This is a genomic window from Hyphomonas sp. NPDC076881 (genome assembly GCF_050269995.1).
Lineage (GTDB): Bacteria > Pseudomonadota > Alphaproteobacteria > Caulobacterales > Hyphomonadaceae > Hyphomonas.
Genome location: NZ_JBNNJJ010000004.1, coordinates 1 through 17656, shown reverse-complemented (window position 1 = coordinate 17656; position 17656 = coordinate 1). Strand labels below are relative to the sequence as shown.

At 62.8% G+C, this 17656-nt stretch carries 20 protein-coding genes; 2 read left to right on the top strand and 18 right to left on the bottom strand.

What is annotated here, in order from left to right; genetic code table 11:
- From ACQKI2_RS05400 to ACQKI2_RS05385, 4 genes are all read right to left on the bottom strand, one after another.
- Positions 1 to 1572 carry a YifB family Mg chelatase-like AAA ATPase gene (locus tag ACQKI2_RS05400; RefSeq protein WP_427378680.1) on the bottom strand — a complete coding sequence of 524 codons (1572 nt, stop codon included), beginning with the start codon at positions 1570 to 1572 and terminating at the stop codon, positions 1 to 3.
- A 65-nt stretch (positions 1573 to 1637) separates the two neighbouring features.
- Positions 1638 to 2624 (bottom strand): tRNA dihydrouridine(20/20a) synthase DusA, encoded by a 987-nt coding sequence (gene dusA, locus ACQKI2_RS05395; protein ID WP_427378679.1) that lies wholly within the window; start codon positions 2622 to 2624, stop codon positions 1638 to 1640.
- Positions 2625 to 2658: 34 nt separating this feature from the next.
- Entirely contained in the window at positions 2659 to 3831 is a 1173-nt protein-coding gene (locus tag ACQKI2_RS05390; protein WP_427378678.1) for an acyl-CoA dehydrogenase family protein, read from the bottom strand.
- A 104-nt stretch (positions 3832 to 3935) separates the two neighbouring features.
- Positions 3936 to 5654: a peptidase M61 gene (locus ACQKI2_RS05385; RefSeq protein WP_427378677.1), complete on the bottom strand. Its 1719-nt coding sequence runs from the start codon at positions 5652 to 5654 to the stop codon at positions 3936 to 3938.
- 240 nt (positions 5655 to 5894) lie between these two features.
- On the opposite strand from ACQKI2_RS05385, the gene ACQKI2_RS05380 reads away from it, so the two are divergent.
- A complete protein-coding gene (locus ACQKI2_RS05380) occupies positions 5895 to 6557 on the top strand; it encodes a hypothetical protein (protein ID WP_427378676.1) in 663 nt (220 codons plus the stop codon).
- Between the two features lie 91 nt (positions 6558 to 6648).
- Here ACQKI2_RS05380 and ACQKI2_RS05375 read toward each other — a convergent pair whose 3' ends face one another.
- Genes ACQKI2_RS05375 through ACQKI2_RS05340 form a run of 8 tightly spaced genes read right to left on the bottom strand, consistent with a single transcriptional unit; the run spans position 6649 to position 12264 of the window.
- On the bottom strand, positions 6649 to 6984 hold the full coding sequence (locus tag ACQKI2_RS05375; RefSeq protein ID WP_427378675.1) for a hypothetical protein: 336 nt from the start codon (positions 6982 to 6984) through the stop codon (positions 6649 to 6651).
- Positions 6981 to 8054 carry an EscU/YscU/HrcU family type III secretion system export apparatus switch protein gene (locus tag ACQKI2_RS05370; RefSeq protein WP_427378674.1) on the bottom strand — a complete coding sequence of 358 codons (1074 nt, stop codon included), beginning with the start codon at positions 8052 to 8054 and terminating at the stop codon, positions 6981 to 6983. Before ACQKI2_RS05370 ends, ACQKI2_RS05375 begins: the two co-directional genes overlap by 4 nt.
- 9 nt (positions 8055 to 8063) lie before the next feature.
- A complete protein-coding gene (locus ACQKI2_RS05365) occupies positions 8064 to 8819 on the bottom strand; it encodes a flagellar biosynthetic protein FliR (RefSeq protein ID WP_427378673.1) in 756 nt (251 codons plus the stop codon).
- Positions 8819 to 10897 carry a flagellar biosynthesis protein FlhA gene (locus ACQKI2_RS05360; RefSeq protein WP_427378672.1) on the bottom strand — a complete coding sequence of 693 codons (2079 nt, stop codon included), beginning with the start codon at positions 10895 to 10897 and terminating at the stop codon, positions 8819 to 8821. Before ACQKI2_RS05360 ends, ACQKI2_RS05365 begins: the two co-directional genes overlap by 1 nt.
- 9 nt (positions 10898 to 10906) lie before the next feature.
- On the bottom strand, positions 10907 to 11170 hold the full coding sequence (locus ACQKI2_RS05355; protein WP_035600159.1) for a flagellar biosynthetic protein FliQ: 264 nt from the start codon (positions 11168 to 11170) through the stop codon (positions 10907 to 10909).
- Between the two features lie 22 nt (positions 11171 to 11192).
- Positions 11193 to 11492 (bottom strand): flagellar hook-basal body complex protein FliE, encoded by a 300-nt coding sequence (locus tag ACQKI2_RS05350; RefSeq protein ID WP_114105920.1) that lies wholly within the window; start codon positions 11490 to 11492, stop codon positions 11193 to 11195.
- A gap of 12 nt (positions 11493 to 11504) precedes the next feature.
- Complete coding sequence (locus tag ACQKI2_RS05345) at positions 11505 to 11891, bottom strand: flagellar basal body rod C-terminal domain-containing protein (protein WP_427378671.1); 387 nt, start codon at positions 11889 to 11891, stop codon at positions 11505 to 11507.
- 13 nt (positions 11892 to 11904) lie between these two features.
- On the bottom strand, positions 11905 to 12264 hold the full coding sequence (locus ACQKI2_RS05340) for a FlgB family protein (RefSeq protein ID WP_427378670.1): 360 nt from the start codon (positions 12262 to 12264) through the stop codon (positions 11905 to 11907).
- Between the two features lie 96 nt (positions 12265 to 12360).
- Between ACQKI2_RS05340 and fliI the strand changes: the two genes are divergently transcribed.
- Positions 12361 to 13719, top strand: a complete 1359-nt coding sequence (fliI, locus tag ACQKI2_RS05335; RefSeq protein WP_427378669.1) for a flagellum-specific ATP synthase FliI — start codon at positions 12361 to 12363, stop codon at positions 13717 to 13719.
- 6 nt (positions 13720 to 13725) lie between these two features.
- Here the strand turns inward: fliI and ACQKI2_RS05330 are convergent, their stop codons facing one another.
- From ACQKI2_RS05330 to ACQKI2_RS05305, 6 genes are all read right to left on the bottom strand, one after another.
- Entirely contained in the window at positions 13726 to 14568 is an 843-nt protein-coding gene (locus ACQKI2_RS05330; protein ID WP_427378668.1) for a DUF1217 domain-containing protein, read from the bottom strand.
- A 1-nt stretch (position 14569) separates the two neighbouring features.
- Positions 14570 to 14983, bottom strand: coding sequence for a flagellar biosynthesis repressor FlbT (flbT, locus tag ACQKI2_RS05325; protein ID WP_427378667.1), 414 nt, complete (start codon positions 14981 to 14983; stop codon positions 14570 to 14572).
- Entirely contained in the window at positions 14983 to 15369 is a 387-nt protein-coding gene (flaF, locus tag ACQKI2_RS05320) for a flagellar biosynthesis regulator FlaF (RefSeq protein ID WP_427378666.1), read from the bottom strand. The genes flbT and flaF overlap by 1 nt, the downstream gene beginning before the upstream one ends.
- A 111-nt stretch (positions 15370 to 15480) precedes the next feature.
- The gene (locus ACQKI2_RS05315; RefSeq protein WP_427378665.1) at positions 15481 to 16728 is read right to left on the bottom strand and encodes a flagellin; all 1248 of its coding nucleotides are present in this window, start codon (positions 16726 to 16728) and stop codon (positions 15481 to 15483) included.
- A 151-nt stretch (positions 16729 to 16879) separates the two neighbouring features.
- Complete coding sequence (locus ACQKI2_RS05310; protein ID WP_427378664.1) at positions 16880 to 17260, bottom strand: hypothetical protein; 381 nt, start codon at positions 17258 to 17260, stop codon at positions 16880 to 16882.
- Positions 17257 to 17469 (bottom strand): hypothetical protein, encoded by a 213-nt coding sequence (locus ACQKI2_RS05305; RefSeq protein ID WP_427378663.1) that lies wholly within the window; start codon positions 17467 to 17469, stop codon positions 17257 to 17259. The genes ACQKI2_RS05310 and ACQKI2_RS05305 overlap by 4 nt, the downstream gene beginning before the upstream one ends.
- Positions 17470 to 17656: the final 187 nt, after the last annotated feature.

The window sequence follows — 17656 nt, the reverse complement described above, 5'->3', positions numbered from 1 at the left end:
TTAACCGGCTCCGTCTGTGAAAACCCATCTGGCGAGCGCGCCGGCCCCCGGCTGGGAGGTTTCTGCGGCCGGGCGGTGCCGGTAGCTGAGCGCTTCGGCGAGGTGTACGCGGCGTACGCCATCCGCCCCGTCCAGATCGGCAATGGTGCGCGCTACTTTCAGGACACGGGTATAGCCCCGCGCCGTCAGCCGCAGCTTTTCCGCCGCTTCTGAGAGAAGCGCGGCGCCCGCTGCGTCCGGCGTCACCGCCCTATCCAGGGCCCCGGCCGGGATATCAGCGTTGACCGGCCGCAGCGCCTCCCCGCCCAGCGTGCTGAGCCGCTCAGCCTGCACAGCCCGGGCCTGCGCCACACGCGCGCGCACCTCGGCCGAGCCTTCGGACGGCGCCGGCAGGGCAAGGTCCATCGCCGTCACGGGCGGCGTTTCATAGAAAAGGTCCACCCGGTCGAGGAAAGGCCCGGAAATCCGCGCCTGATAGTCGGCTGCGCAGCGGGGCCCGCGCGAACAGGCCGCCGCGCCGGGCCCGCCGCCGCAGCGGCAGGGGTTCATCGCCGCGATCAGCTGGAACCGCGCCGGATAGCGCACATGGCGGTTGGCCCGGGCGATCATCGCCTCGCCCGCCTCGAGCGGCTGGCGCAGGCTGTCGAGCACCTGGGAGGAAAACTCCGGCAGCTCGTCCAGGAACAACACGCCATGATGGGCAAGTGATACTTCCCCCGGCTTGGCACGGATGCCCCCGCCGACCAGCGCGGCCATTGAGGCTGAATGATGCGGCGCGCGGAACGGCCGCGCACGTGACAGCGCCCCGCGCTGCAGAAGGCCCGCAATCGACTGGATCTGCGAAACCTCCAGCAGCTCGCGCGCCGAAAGGGGCGGCAGCAGTCCCGGCAGGCGCTGGGCCAGCATCGACTTGCCCGACCCCGGCGGGCCGCAGAAAAGCAGATTATGTCCCCCCGCTGCGGCAATCTCCAGCACGCGCTTGGCCCCCTCCTGCCCTTTCACATCGCGCAGGTCCGGACCGGAGATGTCCTCCTCCAGCTCTCCCTTTTCGGGCGGGCGGAGCACCGCGCGGCCAGAGAAATGATTGACGAGGGCGATCAGGCTGGGCGCGGGCAGAATGTCTCCGCCCGACCAGGCCGCCTCTGCCCCGCCCGCTGCGGGACAGATGAGGCTGAGCCCCATCGCTTCGGCGGCCATGGCAGCGGGCAGCACGCCCGCCGTTACCCCAAGCCGGCCATCCAGTGACAACTCTCCCATTGCCGCGTAGCGCGCCAGTTGATCCTGCGGGATCACCCCCAGGATCGCGAGCAGGGCAAGCGCAATGGCGAGATCATAATGGCTGCCCTCCTTCGGAAGGTCGGCCGGGGCAAGATTGACGATCACCCGCTTGGGCGGCAGCGCCAGGCCGAGCGCCATCAGCGCCGCGCGCACCCGCTCCCGGCTTTCGCCCACGGCCTTGTCCGGAAGGCCGACAACATGAAAGGCCGGATTGCCACCCACGAGCTGAACCTGCACATCCACCGGCTGGGCCTCAACGCCCTCGAATGCAAAGGTTGTAACCCGGCAGACCATCCCGCGCCCCTTCTCCCAACTTGGCAAAAGGTTAACATGGTCCCGCGAACAAAGAAAGAACAAATTTAGCCTGCGAGCGCAGCGCCCTCAACCGCGCCGAGCGCGGCGCGCAGCACATCCAGCCCGGCGCCTTTCTTGACGCCCTGCTCGGACAGAATGCGCCGCCATTGGCGCGCGCCCGGCTGGCCGGCAAACAGGCCGAGCATATGCCGGGTCATCGCATGCAGGCTGACGCCCTCGGCAAGGCGCGCGGCAATATAGGGCTCATAGGCGCGCACAGCGTCGCCCGGCGCGATGGCCTCGCCCTCGCCGAAAAGGGCCGCATCCACCTCTCCCAGAAGCCCCGGCGTCTGATAAGCGGCCCGGCCGAGCATGACACCGTCAAACTTGGCAACATGATCCCGGCACTGATCAATCGTCGAAATGCCGCCATTGAGGATGATGGCAAGGTCTGGCCGCGCTGCTTTGAGCTCGGACACCAGTCCATAGTCCAGCGGCGGCACTTCCCGGTTCTCCTTCGGGCTCAGCCCTTTCAGCCAGGCCTTGCGCGCATGTACGGTGAACACGGAGCATCCGGCCGCCGAGACCTTGTCCACAAAGGTAAACAGCGTTTCTCGCGCGGGCAGATCATCAATCGCGATGCGGTTTTTAACCGTCACCGGAATTGACACCGCCCTCCGCATCGCCGCCACACAGTCGGCCACCAGATCCGGCTCAGCCATCAGGCAGGCGCCAAAAGCGCCCGATTGGACACGCTCGGACGGGCAGCCGCAATTGAGGTTCACCTCATCATAGCCAAAGCCCTCGGCAATCCGCGCTGCTTCGGCGAGCTTGCCCGGCTCCGATCCGCCCAGTTGCAGCACAAGGGGATGTTCCACCGCGCTATAGCCAATCAGGCGCTCTCTCTGCCCGTGGATCACGGCGTCCGCCGTCACCATCTCCGTCCACAGGAGCGCGCGCTTCGTCAGCGTGCGATGGAACGCCCGGCAATGCCGGTCGGTCCAGTCCATCATCGGAGCGACGGAGAAGCGATAGTCGAGGTCTGCCTGCATGCGGCAGACTTCTGCTATCTCCGGGCCTTGCGCGTCAATGCCCGGCTTTCAGATGGGCTGACTTGATCTTTTTGGCCAGCGACCATTTGTGTACCTCGGTGGGGCCGTCATAGATGCGGAAGGCGCGCACTTCGCGGAAGAGTTGCTCCACGATGGTGTCGCGCGTCACGCCCATGCCGCCCATTACCTGCACACAGCGATCAGCCACGCGGAACAGCGCCTCGGAGACGGCCACCTTCGCCATCGAGCTTTCGACATTGCCATTCTCGCCCGCATCGAGCGCGTCGGCGCACCAGTCGATCATCAGCTCGGCCTGTTTCAGCTCGATCTGGTTTTCCGCCAGCATGAAGCCGACGCCCTCATGGTCGATCAGCAGCTTGCCAAAAGCCTTCCGTGTGCAGGCATACTCTGTCGCGATCTCCTGCGCCCGCGTCGCGACGCCGTGCCAGCGCATGCAGTGGGACAGCCGCGCCGGCGCCAGGCGGATCTGCGCATAGCGGAAGCCTTCGCCTGGATTGCCCAGCATGTCCGCCTGCGGAACACGCAGGTTCTCGATCATTACCTGCGCATGGCCGCCCGGCATGGAGCTGTCGATGGTGTCGAGCAGGCGCTCGATGCGGATCGCCGGGCTCGGCAGGTCCACCAGGAACATGCACGCGCCTTCTTCCGCCTTGGCCATGACGATGCCGACCGAGGCCCCGTCTGCGCCGGTGATGAAGGTCTTGCGGCCATTGATCACCCAGTGATCGCCATCCTTAACAGCGGTCGTCTTCATCATCGAGGGATCAGACCCTGCGCCGTCTTCAGCGGCCGGTTCGGTCATGAAAAAAGCCGAGCGCGCCTCGCCGGAAACGAGCGGCTCCAGGAAACGCGCGCGCTGCGCGTCGGTCGCCACCTTGCCCAGCAGGAACATGTTGCCCTCGTCCGGCGCGCCGGTATTGCACGCCACCGGGCCAAGCGGCGAGAGCCCCGTCTTCTTCAGCACATGCGCCGTCCCGCGCTGCGAAAGGTGGGTATGGCCGGGCAGGATGTGCGGTGTCATCACACCGGCCTCCCGCGCCTTGTCGCGCAGTTCCTTCACCAGTTCCGGCGACGGACCATGTTCTTCTAGGCGCGGATCGCGCTCATACGAAGCCACCACATCGCGCACGAATTTTTCGACACGTTCGCCAATTTCAATGGCCAGGGCCTGATCGGGATAGGACATGGCGGGCGTACTCCTTCTGCCGGTGAATTCCGCGCAGACCTATGCCACTGCCCCGCCCGGCGCGCACCCCGGCGGATCGCCCCTTGCCGCGACGTCACATCGCCTCAGAGCGCGCAATCCGCGTCGGGAACCCCGTCCACACGTGCCCATTGATAGGCGTCCACTATCTCCCCGCGTGGAAGATATGTGATCTCGAACGCCTCCCCCTCCCGGCGGATCAGCAGCGTCAGCTCCATCTCCTGGGCGCCCTGGATGCCATCCTGGGGCACAGGTTTGACGATCTCGTCGCCATTGCGCAGACCCGCCGCTTCCGCCGCCGAGCCTGCCACCAGCCCCCGCACGATCCGCACCGGCTCGGCCAGCACATCCGAAGCAAAGCCAACCTCATAGCGCCGCAGGGGTTTCGTCGTCCGCCGGAAGCACGGCCCGAACGCATCAGACGCAGGCCCGGCAAGCTGCCCCTCCAGAAACGCGCGGAACTCTGCCACGGCATCCGGCCCCAGTGCCTCCTCCAGAACGCTCTCCCACACCGCTGGCGTCAGCGGCGTCCCTTCCTGGCTCAGCTTCAGCATCGTCAGCATAAGGTCATCCATCGATTGCGCCCCGCCGGTTGCCGTCCGCATCGCATGGTCCACCCCGGCAAAATACAGCATCCCCCGGTCATAAGGCAGCGTGCGGATGCGCGTATCGGCCCAGAAGCGCTTGGGCACCTCCGAATTGGGCGCCTCCGCCATCAGGTTTGTGTAATACCGCCCGGCATGAAAGTTCAGATCTTCCAGAAATTCATCCGGCGTAATCATGCCATAGCGCAGCGGCAGGCGCCGCTGATAGAATGTCGCAAGCCCCTCGCCAAACCAGGACGCTTCCAGCCCCGCCGGCGCGTTGAGGAATGGCTGGAAGGTGTGAAACATTTCATGCGCCAGCGTGAACTTCACCTCGGTGGGGTCCGTGCCCGGACCATCCCCCTCCCCAAACGTGGTGACAAAGCTGTGATGGAGGCCAACGCCGCCGCCCGCATTGATCGGGTTGTAGCGCAGGAAAACGCCATACGGCGGCGGGGTTTCCTGCCCGAAGAATTCCGAATAATGCGTATAGAGATCGCCCGTCCACTCCATCAGCGCCTCTGCATCAAAGGGCGGCGCGCCATGCCAGGCAGAGAAAAAGCCTGTCTCCGGGGTCACTTCGGGCGAAGTCTCCAGCTTGCCTGTCATGATATAGATCCGCGTCAGGCGCGAGACAGGCGCCTCTCCAGCCGCCACCCTGCCCTCGCCAAAGGAGGTCAGCCCCCGCGCGCCTTCGGGCATGGCGGAAAGATCCCAATCCAGGGTCACGTCAAACACGCTCTCCCCCGGCGGCAGCAGCAGGAAAACCGATCCTGCCGCAGAGGTCGCCCCGCCATCAGCGCTGAAGGCCAGCGGCGGCGCCGGCCCGCGCGGGGGCAGCGTCGCATCGGCAGGCACGGCATAAGTCACCATCAGTGGCCCGGCCACATCGCGCGCGGCAAACCATTCGCGCGTTCCTTCCGGCGCACGCCCCTTCACGCGGCTCATCAGGCTCACCGGCCCATCGGCATCGCTGGCATAAACCGGCCCCACCCCGGAAGCGGCCGTGTCGACATTGGCAACCACATAGGGGATCTGCAGCAGTGTCTCGCCCGCCGGTGCGTCTGCCTCTTCCAGGCGCAGCACCACGCGAATTTCACCCACGCCCTCGCCTTCCGGCTGCGGCGCCAACAGAAGGTCCAGCGCAGGGGCCTGCGCGCTTGCCATCCCCGCCAGCAGCGCCATCAGGCCGATCCCCACACATCCCTTAAAACCCGCCATGCCACGCTCCTGAAACTGGTTTCGTCTGATGCCACTACACATCGCTCAAGTCAGGCAATCCTGCCTCGATCTGCCGGCCACACCGCAGATTGTGCATGGACTATGCAGGAACACGGCGCCCGTCTGCATGGGAATTTCGGGGGATAGCCACCACCTCAATCCACAGGGGTTTCCTCGTCACCACAGGCTTTTGCGAGTTCTCTATCCGGCGGGCCACGCAATGCCCTCAGACTTGGCGCCATGATCAAAGGCCGCGTTCTCCTCGCACAACCCTGCCGCGCCCAGCCACCCCGCGGCGCGTGGAAACTGCTGCGCGGTCTCCTCCTTATGCTGACAGGCGCGCTCTGGAGTGTGCAACATCTTGCGCCCAGCCGGATGAGGGCCGGCGCCCTGCGCAACCTTGCCCGCCATATCGGCGCGCTTGAACATGGCCTGCGCTGCCTGCTGCTGCTGATGCGCGCGGCGCCTGCTCCTCGGGTAAAACTGCCTGAAGGGCTTGCCCGCTGCCAGCCGCGCCGCACTGGCCGGCGCAAATCCCACCGTTTTTCGCTCAGCCCCGGCACGCTCGCCAAAGGCTTTGCCCGCCATGGGCGGGAAATTTCAGGCTTGGCACCAAAGCCCTGCGCCCCGCCACCCACTTCCCGGCCGCCGCGCGGCCCAACGGCCTCAGCGCCGATTGCCGATCCGGCCGATTTGCTGCGCGCCCGTCTCGCCGCCCTCCGCGCCGTCTTTGCAGACCCGCACGGCCATGCCGCAAAGCTCTCGGCCATCCTGAGCGCTCGCGGTTTCCGCCTGCGCGCCCTCAAGGCGCTGATCCCGGCGGTAGCGCTCTGTGTACGGATGAACCATCCCGCGCGCGCTGAAGGCATTGGCCTTCCTGCCACCACCCCCAACACATCCTGACACGTCCCGTTTCGGGTTCAATCCAGCCTCTGCCGGCCACGGGAACCCCGTGCTCCGGGCAAAGCTGCTGGCAGAAATGCAGTTCAGCGGCCTAAATCTCGCCGATCCGGTCTTCCGAATGCATCACACGTTTCAGCGCCTCGCGCGCCGCCTCCAACTCGCCCTGCCGCGCCACCAGGTCTGCCTTGCGCCGGTCGATCTCGGCGATCATCCGCTCCACCGCGCCATGCCGGCGCGCCAGGCTCGCCCCGTCATATTCTTCCCCCGTCCGGTCCAGCGCCTTGAGGTTCTCGCCGATCCCGGCAATCTCCGCCTCGATCCGGCGCACCTCCATCTGCAGGCTCAGCATGTCCTGCTCGGCCTTCTGCCGCTTGATGCCCACCAGGGTCTGAAGCTGGGCGGCCTGCTTGCGGGGAATGGGGGTCATACGCCGCTCCTTAGCCGGTCAACAAACTGGATGGCAGCGGCAACGGCCGCAAAGTGTTCGGGCAGAATTTCCTCGTCCACCTCCACCATCGAATAGATCGAGCGGGTCGCGGGCGGATCACTGTAGATCGGGATATTGCTCTCGATCGCCAGTTCCCGGATCTTCAGCGCCAGATGGTCCACGCCCTTGGCCACACAGATGGGCGCCTTCTTGCTGTCGGGATCCCATTTTAGCGCCACGGCATAATGGGTCGGGTTCACCATAACCACCGTTGCCGTCTTCACATTCTGCATCATCTGGCCGCGCGAAATCTTGGTGGCCCGTTCGCGGCGCTGCTGGCGCATATAGGGATCGCCCTCGCTCTGCTTGAGCTCTTTCTTCATGTCCTCGCGCGACATGCGCAGCTTGTTGGCATGAATGCGCCATTGCAGCGGCAGATCGAGCGCGGCCAGCACGAACTGGAAGGCGAAGAAGTAAAGGATCAGCCGCAGGGCCTGATTGAACGTGAACTGATAGAAATCAGCCGTATCCACCGCCGCAGCGCCATAATAGTCCCGCGCAAACTGATACAGGAACAGCGCTCCCAGCCCGCCGGCAAACAGCATCTTCACCGTGTCTTTCATGAAATCGGTGAGGCCCTTGGCGCCATACTTGTTCTTGAGGTTCTCGGCCGGGTTGATCTTTTTTATGTCCGGCATGATTTTCTTGGCGGAGAAGGCAATCGACCGCTGGATGATCAGCGCCAGCAGCACCAGCGCCGCCATCACGATCAGCAACGGCGCCAGCGCGATCAGTACCGTCCCCAGCCACATCCAGGTGGCGCTGCCATCGCCATTGAAGATGTCCTCGGCAAAGGCGTCGCCATGATAGAGGATGCGCGAGAAGTCATCGAACAGGCGCGGGCCAACCACCGAGTTGAGGATCAGCGCCGCCACCAGGATGCCCAGCGTCAGCGCAAAGGCGTTGGCCTCCTTCGACTGGGGAACATTGCCTTCCTGCCGCGCCTCGCGAAGGCGCTGCTCGGAGGCATCAAATTCCTTTTCGCCGCTCTCGTTATCCTGCTCGGCCATCGCTCTGTCCTACAGCCAACCGATAACCTGAAGCGCGCGGTCTTTCCAGATGATCAGCATGCCGGAAATCGAGATCGCCAGCAGCATCACCCCTGCCCCCACCATGAAGGGCGCGCCGACAAAGGCCACCATCAGCGACGGCAGCGCCTTGTTTATGAAACCCAGGCATATGTTGTAGAAGAGGTTTGCCGCCACAAATGGCCAGGCCAGCATCAGGGCGAAACTCAAGGCAGAATAGAAACTGCCATAGATCATCCCCCAGCTCACCTGCGCCACTTCGCCCAGCGGGATCTCGGTGTAAAGCCGCATCAGCCCGTCCACGACGGCAATATGGTAGTTCGCCGTCAGCAGGATCACCGTGCCAGCCATCGACAGCATGTTGGAGGTCACCGTCTGCGCCTCATGTTCAAGCGCCACGCCGAGAAACTGCGCCAGCCCGATCGACTGCGCGATCACCGTTCCGGCAATCGTCAGCATCCAGACTGAAAGGCGCAGCAGCGCGCCAAGCCCCAGGCCGATGATCACTTCGCTGCCCAGCAGCTGCAAAAGGTCTGCGAGCTTTTGCGCGTCTGGCGCCGGCACGGCGCCAGTCGAGGCAATCGCCGCCGAGAGGCCCAGCAGAACGAATAGCCGCGTGCGCGCGGACATCACCTGGTCGCCAATGCCCGGCATCAGAAAGACGACGAAGGAGAGGCGCGCCACAACCGTCAGGAACAGCACGATCCACGGGCTCGCCTGCCCCAGATAGGGGGCGAGCACTTCCATCAGGCGACGCCGATGATGTACGGCTTGCTCTTGGCGTTGATCTCTTCATAGGCAACCACGGCATTGCGGATGCCCTTGCTCGCCAGAACGGTCTGCAGGAAGCGCCGCCGGCGGGATGAGGTCGCCACCGCCGCGACGATCCCCTTCTGGGCTGTCTCGTTGAGTTTTGCCTGCACCGAATTGATCAGTTCCCCAAACACTTCCGGGGGCAGCGCGATATCTGATCCGCCATTCTCGTTATTCACTTCATACTCGGCAAATTTCTGCTCCCAGCTGGTCGACAGCTGGATCAGCGGCAAGCGGCCCTGATCGTCCTGCAGCCGGTCGACAATCTGGAAGGCCAGCCGCTGGCGGACGAGTTCAATAACGCGCGGCAAGGCAAGCCCCTGGGGCTTGGTTTCGGCTACGGTCTCGATGATCAGGAACAGGTTGCGGATCGGCACCCGCTCGGTCAGCAGCATCCGCAGGACCGACAGCAGCAGCTCCGGCGTCACCTTGCCCGGAATGTATTCGTCAAGGAAGCGCTTGTTGGCGCCGGCCCGGTCGATGTCGGAAATGGCCGTCAGCGCCTCCAGCGTTTCCATCATCACCATCCGGGTAAAGACGAGCGAGAAGTTGGACTGGATCACTTCCAGCATATGCGTAGCCAGCACTTCAATCGGCTCGACCACCGGAACGGCGGCGGCAGACAGCTCCTGCTTCTTGGCCGATGGCAACCAGCGGGCGGCCGCCTTGTAGACGGGCTCACGCACCTTCTCCCCCGCCAGATGCGGCAACTGATTGTCTTCGATCAGCGCCAGAACCTGGCCTGGACGCAGGATCCCGGAATCCACCCGCACGCCCTGGATCCGGATCCGGTATTCATTCTTCTTCAGCGTGGGATTATCCGTCATCCGGATCGGCGGCAGCACAAAGCCATATTCTTCGGCGATATAGCGGCGGATCTTGTCGATCCGGCTTTCAAAGCCATTATCACCGACCAGCACCATGTTGACGAGGTCCGGCGCCACTTCGAGGTGGATTTCATCCGCATAGATCGAATCGCCGATCTTGGGCGCCTTGGGCGCGGCGTCTTCTGGCTTGGCCGTCTCAGTGGCCGCCTTCTCATCGGCTGCCTTCTTGATGAAATAGGCGCCCGCTGCAAGGCCGCCGGCGGCCGCAATGAACGGCAGGAAGGGCAAACCCGGCAGCAGGGCGAAGATGGCGAGGATGCCGGCGACAATGTAAAGCGCCGTCGCATTTCCGGCCAGTTGCAGACCAAGCGCGCGGTCGATGGCGCCTTCTTCCCGGCCCTTCGACAGCAGAAGCGCGGCCGCCACAGACACAATGACCGCCGGGATTTGCGAAACCAGGCCATCCCCCACTGTGAGGATGGAGTAGTTGTTGAGCGCCTCAACGATGCTGAGCTGATGGGCCACGACCCCAAAGCCGATACCGGCGATGAGGTTCAGCGCGGTGATCAGCAGGCCGGCAATTGCATCCCCCTTGACGAATTTCGATGCACCGTCCAGCGAGCCGAGAAAGGCGGCTTCTTCCTGTTCCCTCTGACGGCGGATCTTTGCCTCTTCATGCGTGATCGCGCCGACCGCGAGATCGGAGTCGATGGCAAGCTGCTTGCCGGGCATGGCGTCCAGGGCAAAGCGCGCGCCGACTTCGGCCATCCGGCCAGCGCCCTTGGTGATGACCATGAAGTTCACGATCACCAGAACGCCGAACACGACGAGGCCCACAAACAGGTTCCCGCCCATGATGAACATGGCGAAACCTTCGATCACCCCGCCGGCTGCATTGGTGCCGGTATGCCCTTCCCCGATGATCAGCTTGGTCGAGGAAACGTTGAGGGCCAGCCGCAAGACCAGCGATGCCAGCAGAATCGAAGGAAAGGAGGAGAAATCGAGCGGCTTCTCCACGAAGATCACCGTAGTGAAGATCAGGATCGACAGGGCAAAGGACAGCGTCAGGCCAACATCCAGCACCCAGGCCGGCATCGGCAGGACCATCACGAGAATGATGGCCATCAGGCCCATGGCCAGCAGCGCGGTAGGCTTGGTGAAATTCAGAAGGCTCTGTATTGGCATCGGGGCGCGCTATCCGGCTATAATCGGCAACACCCAGTTATTGAACAGATCAAGGACAACCTTGGTCATGTAACCGAGCGAAAGAAAGAAAACGACGAGGACCGCAAGGATCTTCGGAATGAAGGTGAGCGTCATTTCCTGGATGGAGGTGAGCGCCTGGATGAGGCCGATGACGAAGCCGACAATCAGGGTCACCGCCAGGATCGGCAGCCCCATCATGGCGGCGCCCCAGAGATGGGCCCGCAGGACCTCGAATATCTCACCCTCTGACATGTGATGGCCCCCCGCCGATGCTTCAGACCGGCATTCTCAGGAGTTCCTGATAGGCTTCCACCACCTTGTCACGGATCGTGACGACGGCGTCGAGCATCAGCTCGGCATTCGTCAGCGCCTCAACCATCGCATGGGGATCAGCGCCTGAAACAGCCGTCTGGATCGCTGTCTGCTCGGCTTCCTGCATGGTTGTGCGGAAGTCGGCGATGGTTTCGGCAAACTTGCTGCCTGCCGCTTCGGGTGCCTGGCCGGCGGTTTTGGCCCCTTCGGCCGGACGCGGCGTGTTGAGCGCTGTATACGGATTGAACCCCAGAGTTGACATCTACTGCCCTCCTCAACGGCGCAGAATATCCAGCAGCGAACGGTACATGGACCGGGCCTGCTGGAAGGAATTGAGATTAGCTTCATAAGACCGGTTGGCTTCCCGCATGTCGGCCAGCTCGGTCACGATCGAAACGTTGGACATGGTCACATACCCGTCGGCATCAGCCATCGGGTGTGCGGGATTGTAGTCGCGCTTTCCCTCGGCCTCATCCAGCTGCACGCGGGAGGCCAGGAACTGCTCGCCGCTGGTCTGGCGCGTTTCTTCGACCATCAGCAGCTTGCGCTTATAGCCGGGCGTATCGGCGTTGGAGATGTTCTCAGCCGTCACGCCCATGCGGCGGGACTGAAGCTCCATGCCGGAGACGGCCTGTTGCTGAGCGGCTTTAAGCGGATTCATGGTTTACTCCTCCTCAGCGTGACTTGCCCAGCGCGGTGCGCAGGAGATCAATGGATTTGGAATAGACGGTCAGCGCCATATTGTGCTGGCCCATCGCCTCGGTGGAGTTGAAGATCTCCCGCTCGATGCTGACATTGTTCCCGTTCGGATCAGACGGCGCGGCTGAAATGCCGGTCTCGAAGCCGGAGGTCAGCCCCTGGGGGCCACCGGCCGGCATGGTCCGTGCGAGGAAAGCTTCAAAGCTCTCGACCTCGCCCGCCTTGAACCCCGGCACATCGGCATTGGCGACATTCGTGGCGCTGACCTTCTGGCTTTCGGCGGCATGCCGCGCCATCGCGCCATAGATCTGGAAAAGCTGGAGATCCGAAATCATGGGACAATTCACCAAGGTTAACCCTTTGGGAAAATGTTCGCATTAACTAAAGAACAGGTTAACAGAAACGCGGGATTTGTTTACTTGCAGGCATCCATGGCATCGCAGCCGCACCGGCTCTATCGTCTCTGGGGCACCGTCACGGATGTCGCCGCGGGCATGTTGCGCATCGCGGGCGTGAGCGAGCTGGCAGGCGTGGGAAACGAAATTGTCATTGAAAAACAGGGCCAAACGATCCATGGAGAAATTCTGAGCGTTTCGGGCGACAGTGTTTCAGCCCTGCTTTATTCAGCCAGCGACATCCTCCGCATCGGCGATGTGGTGCATATCGAGCAGGAAGCCCGGATCGAGCCGGGTGATCACTGGCTTGGCCAGATCATTAACTATCGCGGCGAAGTGGCAACCCAGCTACCCGCAGGCGCGGGACTTGCGGCCCAAGGGATCAGCCGGCCCCTGCGCGCGCCGGCGCTTCCGGCCCATTTGCGCCGCCGGCTTGGCCCCCGCCTGGCCACGGGATGGATGGTCACTGACACGCTGCTGCCGATCTGCCGGGGGCAGCGGCTCGGCCTCTTCGCCGGATCGGGCGTCGGCAAATCCACTTTCCTGGGGTCCCTCGCCGCCGGGCTCGACGCCGACCGGGTGGTGATCGCCCTGATCGGCGAACGCTCCCGGGAGGTGGGTGAGTTCGTCGAGGTGAACCTGCCGCAGGCTGTCCGCCACAAGACCGTCATCGTCTCGGCCACAGCCAGCGAATCCCCCGGCGCCAAGAAACGCGCCGCCTATTGCGCCATGGCCGCTGCCGAGCATTTCCGCGACCAGGGCCACAGCGTCCTCTTCCTGTTCGACTCGATCACCCGCTTTGCCGAGGCCCATCGCGAAGTGGCGCTGCTGGCCGGGGAGACCCCTGCCCTCAACGCCTTCCCCCCCTCTACCGTGCGCGTGATCGCCGAACTGGCCGAGCGCGCCGGCCCAGGCACCGGCACCAAGGGCGACATTACCGGCATCTTCTCCGTTCTCGTCGCAGGCTCCGACCTTGAGGAACCGGTCGCCGACATGATCCGCGGCATTCTGGACGGTCACATCATCCTCTCCCGGAACATCGCCGAGCGGGGCCGCTATCCGGCCATTGATGTGCTCAAGAGCGTTTCCCGCGCGCTGCCCGCAGCGGCAACTGACTGGGAGAACGATATGTTGCGGGATTACCGCCGGATGGTCGCGCTTTACGATGAAATTGCCCCGATGCTGCGCGCGAGCCTGTTCGAATTCGGGCGCGACCCGGACGCCGACCGCGCCATCGCTCTCTATCCGGCGCTGGACGCATTTGTATCCACACGGAATGGAAACGGAATTGAAGCCGCCTTTGCGGCAATGGCGGACATTCTCAATGCCACTGCCCCGCCCGGCCCAGCGCCGGAGCAAGCCGCGACGCGCCCGCCGCCGCGTCCGCGCAGCTAGACGCGCCTAGAGAAAACTCGAGAGAAAGAGATTCTGGCTGGCATCGCTGCCATACCCATAGCTGCTGCCGCCCAGAAGTATCAGCGCTGCGGAAGCTGGTGTGCTGACCACCGACCCTTCCGTGATGGATTTCATCGCGTGATAACGAACCACGATCTTGTCGACGAGTTCCGGCGAAGAAATCTCCGACAACTTAGAAACACCCAGAACCTTCTTGAGCCCGGCCGTGATAATTTCGGCCTGCCGCTCCACCGACAGGTTGGACATGTCCGATGGCAGATTCAGGGCTGTCTTCAACATCGTATACACGGGAACATCGCCCATGATGCGATAGGCCACCGTGGCGTCGCTGGCGCCGTTGGCCGTCATCTCGCCAATCTCGGCCTGGTAGTTCAGGGATAGGCGCATACTGTCATCGATATCGCCCACAGCCTGTTCGAAGGAGTTGCGCTCGAAACTGACGGCAATTGCCGCGATCTTCTCTGCACTGAGTTCGATCTTGCCATCCACTGGCTTCAGGGCATCTGCAAGTGCGGTATACTTCGAATTGTTCAGCCGCTGAAGGAAGGTGCTGTCGGGATTGCCGACTTCTTCGAGCACCTTCTTGATGAAGCCCTTCTTCCATTCCTCACCGGAAAGGTCGAAGGCGGTCATTGTTGCGCGCACCAGCCGCGTATCTTTCAGGAAATCCTCAACCGAAACCGGCTGGGCAAACTTCTCGATCAGATAGTCGCGCTCGTTGCGGACCTGCGGAGATTTTGTGTAGCTCTGCAGCTGCTTGTCATAGGTGGCCTGGAGGAACTGCCATCCTCCGATCCCTGACAATGGAACGACCGGCTGAAATGCCATATCAGGCGACCTTGCTTTCCCTGCGCATGTCGAGAAGCTGTTCTTCCAGCGCCAGAACCTGACGCAGATGGCACAGCGCCGAATAATAATTGCCACGGCTGAGCATGGATCTCAGCACCGGGATGAGATCTGCGTTGAGCGGCTTGAAGATGTCGAGCAGCTGAATGCACGCTTCATCCAGAGCAGGCAGCGTATCTTCCTCTTTCAGGTCGCCGGTGATCAGCAGCTGGATGGCGTAATAGACACGCTTGACCGGCGTATTGACCTCGCTCGGATGCATGGCATCGCGCACGCGCAGCACGCGGGCGTCGCCTTCAACCACGCGGATGCGGGCGGGTTTATCGCCGTTCTCAAGGGTGGCGCCGTTGATGATGAAGCGTTCACCGGGCGCAATTTTCAGAACCAGTCCAGACATCAGATAACCTCCTGCTCTACTGATGAGGCCGAGCCATCCAGGCCGGCCAGGATTGTCCGGTTCACCTCGATGATGTCGGCAAGGCCAGCGGCCCCGGCGAGAACCTGCATCGAGGTGCGGCGGACAAATTCGGAAAGCGAGAAGAGACCCGCCTTGGTCTCTTTCGGAAGGGCGTTCTCAGGGCTGAGAACATCCGCGGCGATGATCGACCAGAGCTGGAGATTGCGATGGATCGCATCGCCCCATTCGCCGGGATTTTCGCCATTATTGTCGTGAACTGTCTGAAGCGCCTGGGTGATCTGTTCGAAGACAGCGATTTCAAGCGCACGACCGGTCGCAGTCCTCTGCGTAACCTGGCCATAGGCCTTATATGCCAAAGCCTGCAAGATGCCCCTCCTGGGTATCTGATGAATAGCCCCGGACGCCGAAACGCCCGGGACGATTGGTTGCCGAATTCATGGCTCCGGCCACCGAAGCGGCCGGAACTGAAAGGTCTGTTAGCGGAAGAGCGACAGCAGGGTCTGCGGCGCCTGGTTCGCAATCGACAGCGCCTGAACGCCGAGCTGTTGCTGAACCTGAAGGGCCTGCAGTTTTGCCGAAGCAGCTTCCATGTCCGTGTCGGTGAGGCTGCCGATACCGGTGGTCATGGAGTCGATCAGGGTCTGAACGAACTCGGACTGGCCAGTGATGCGGTTCTGGGAAGAACCGAAGGCAGCCGCCGCATCGATTGCGGTGTTGAGCAGGGTTTCGATCGTCGTCAGAGCGGCGGTTGCACCGGCCGTACTGGTGACGTCGATCGTGTTGAGATCGCCAAGACCACCTGCCGACACACCAGCCGTACCGCCCGTTGCCGTCGCAGCGGTAACGCTGAGCGCAGCAGCGGAGTTGTTGGTGATCTGAATTTCATCGCCGCTGCGGACAACGGAGTAGTTCGTCTCACCGGTGGCAGCGAAGAAGTTCGAGATCTGGTTGGCGAGGCTTGCAGCAACCGATTCGGCGCTGTCCGAGGCGCTGGCGACGTATTCGAAGCTGCGCTGACCCAGCGTGTTGTTGGTTGCCGTGTCGCTGAGCGTCAGGCGATAGCTGTTGCCATCTGCAACCGAGGCAACCGTGATGGTTTGCGTTGCGCCACCAGCGACAGAAGCAGCCGTACCAGCAGCGGTGCCGCCGTTGTTCAGGATGGTGGTGTTGGTGACAGCCGTGCCGCCGAAGGTTGCGGCAGAACCGGTGTTGGCCACCGAGAGATCCTGGCGGGCAACCGTGATGTAGGATGCCGACACGGAACCCGAGGACGAACGGTCAAGCGACGACAGGACGTTCACGTCTTCCGTGGACGAGCCGTTGATCAGGTTGAGGCCGTTGAACTGGGCGGCGCTGACATAACCTTCGATCAGCGAGATTTTCTCGGCGATGTCGGTCTGATATTTTGCGCGGTCAACGTTCTCGCCCTGGGCCTGAACGATCAGGGTTTTGATGTCCTGAAGGGCCTCGGTCACTTTTTCAGCGGCCGAACGCGCCGTGCCGACCGTCGACGAACCAAGGTTCAGCGAGTCGGTGATGGCTTTGAAGGAGGCAACGTCGGTCGACATGACCGTCGAGACAGCCCAGATCGCAGCGTTGTCTTTTGCTGTCGAGATTTTCTTGCCGGTGGCGATTTCGCTCTGAACGGTTTCGAGATTGCGGTTGATGTTACGCAGGGTCTCGAGGGCGACCATCGAGCTGTTGTTGGTCAGGATGCTAGACATCTATCTATCCATTCTTGTGTGCCACAATTTTTGTATAGTGGCTTGCTTGTTGAAAAAACGCGTCGTCCTGACGTTGGAGCCGCAGCCCCGAACTTTCGTAGTTCCACACCTGAAGTCTTAGAGCAGAGCAATAAATGTAGAGTTAATCGGCTCAAACCCTTTTGAGGTATTGCCCGGTCGCATTCGAGAAGGCGATCTGGCGCCCGCCCTGCTGGTAGGAACCGACAAACACATCATCGGCCGGGCGCTCGAATCTTGCGATCAAGCTGCGCACGCCGTTGCGGACTGCATTGAGCAGCTGCGCGTTTTCTTCCGACAGCTGAAGAACGTCCTGAACAAGCAGCCGGGTGGCGGCCGATACGGCGACCCGCCCGCGCCCCCTGATGGCGCCTTCGAACGCTTCCAGAGCGGCAAGCTTCTCGCCGCTGAGATCGGCGGCTTCCCGCACGCGGCCGGCCATCAGGAGGTCTCGCTCCGCAATCAGAATGTCTTCAAGATCGAGAGCGGTGCTCTGGATTTGCGCTTCGCTCATCCCTGGGTATCCTTCATGAGGGTGTCAGAGGGGGCCTGCACGGAAGTGATTTCGTCCACCTTGCGGGCAAGGCCCAGCGGATGGGTCTCGGCAAGATCTGCGGCAATCGCTTCAACGACATATCTGGAAAAGGCAGAGGCGGCTTCGCCCCCACCCAGGGTGAGGGATTTTTCAAGGCCCGCATGGCTCAGCATCTCGGCCCAGAGCATCTGTTCGAATCGCTTGCCGATCTCGGAGCGGTCTTCACCTGACGGCGAAACAGACTTCCCCTCCCCCGCCGTCCCCGTCAGAGGGGCCGTGGTGACCCAGCCCCCTGATCCGGGCCGTTTAATTGGAGACTCTGTTCGCCTTTCTTTCTGGTTGGGGGTGGGTGGTCAAGGCCCGCTGAGCGGAGCT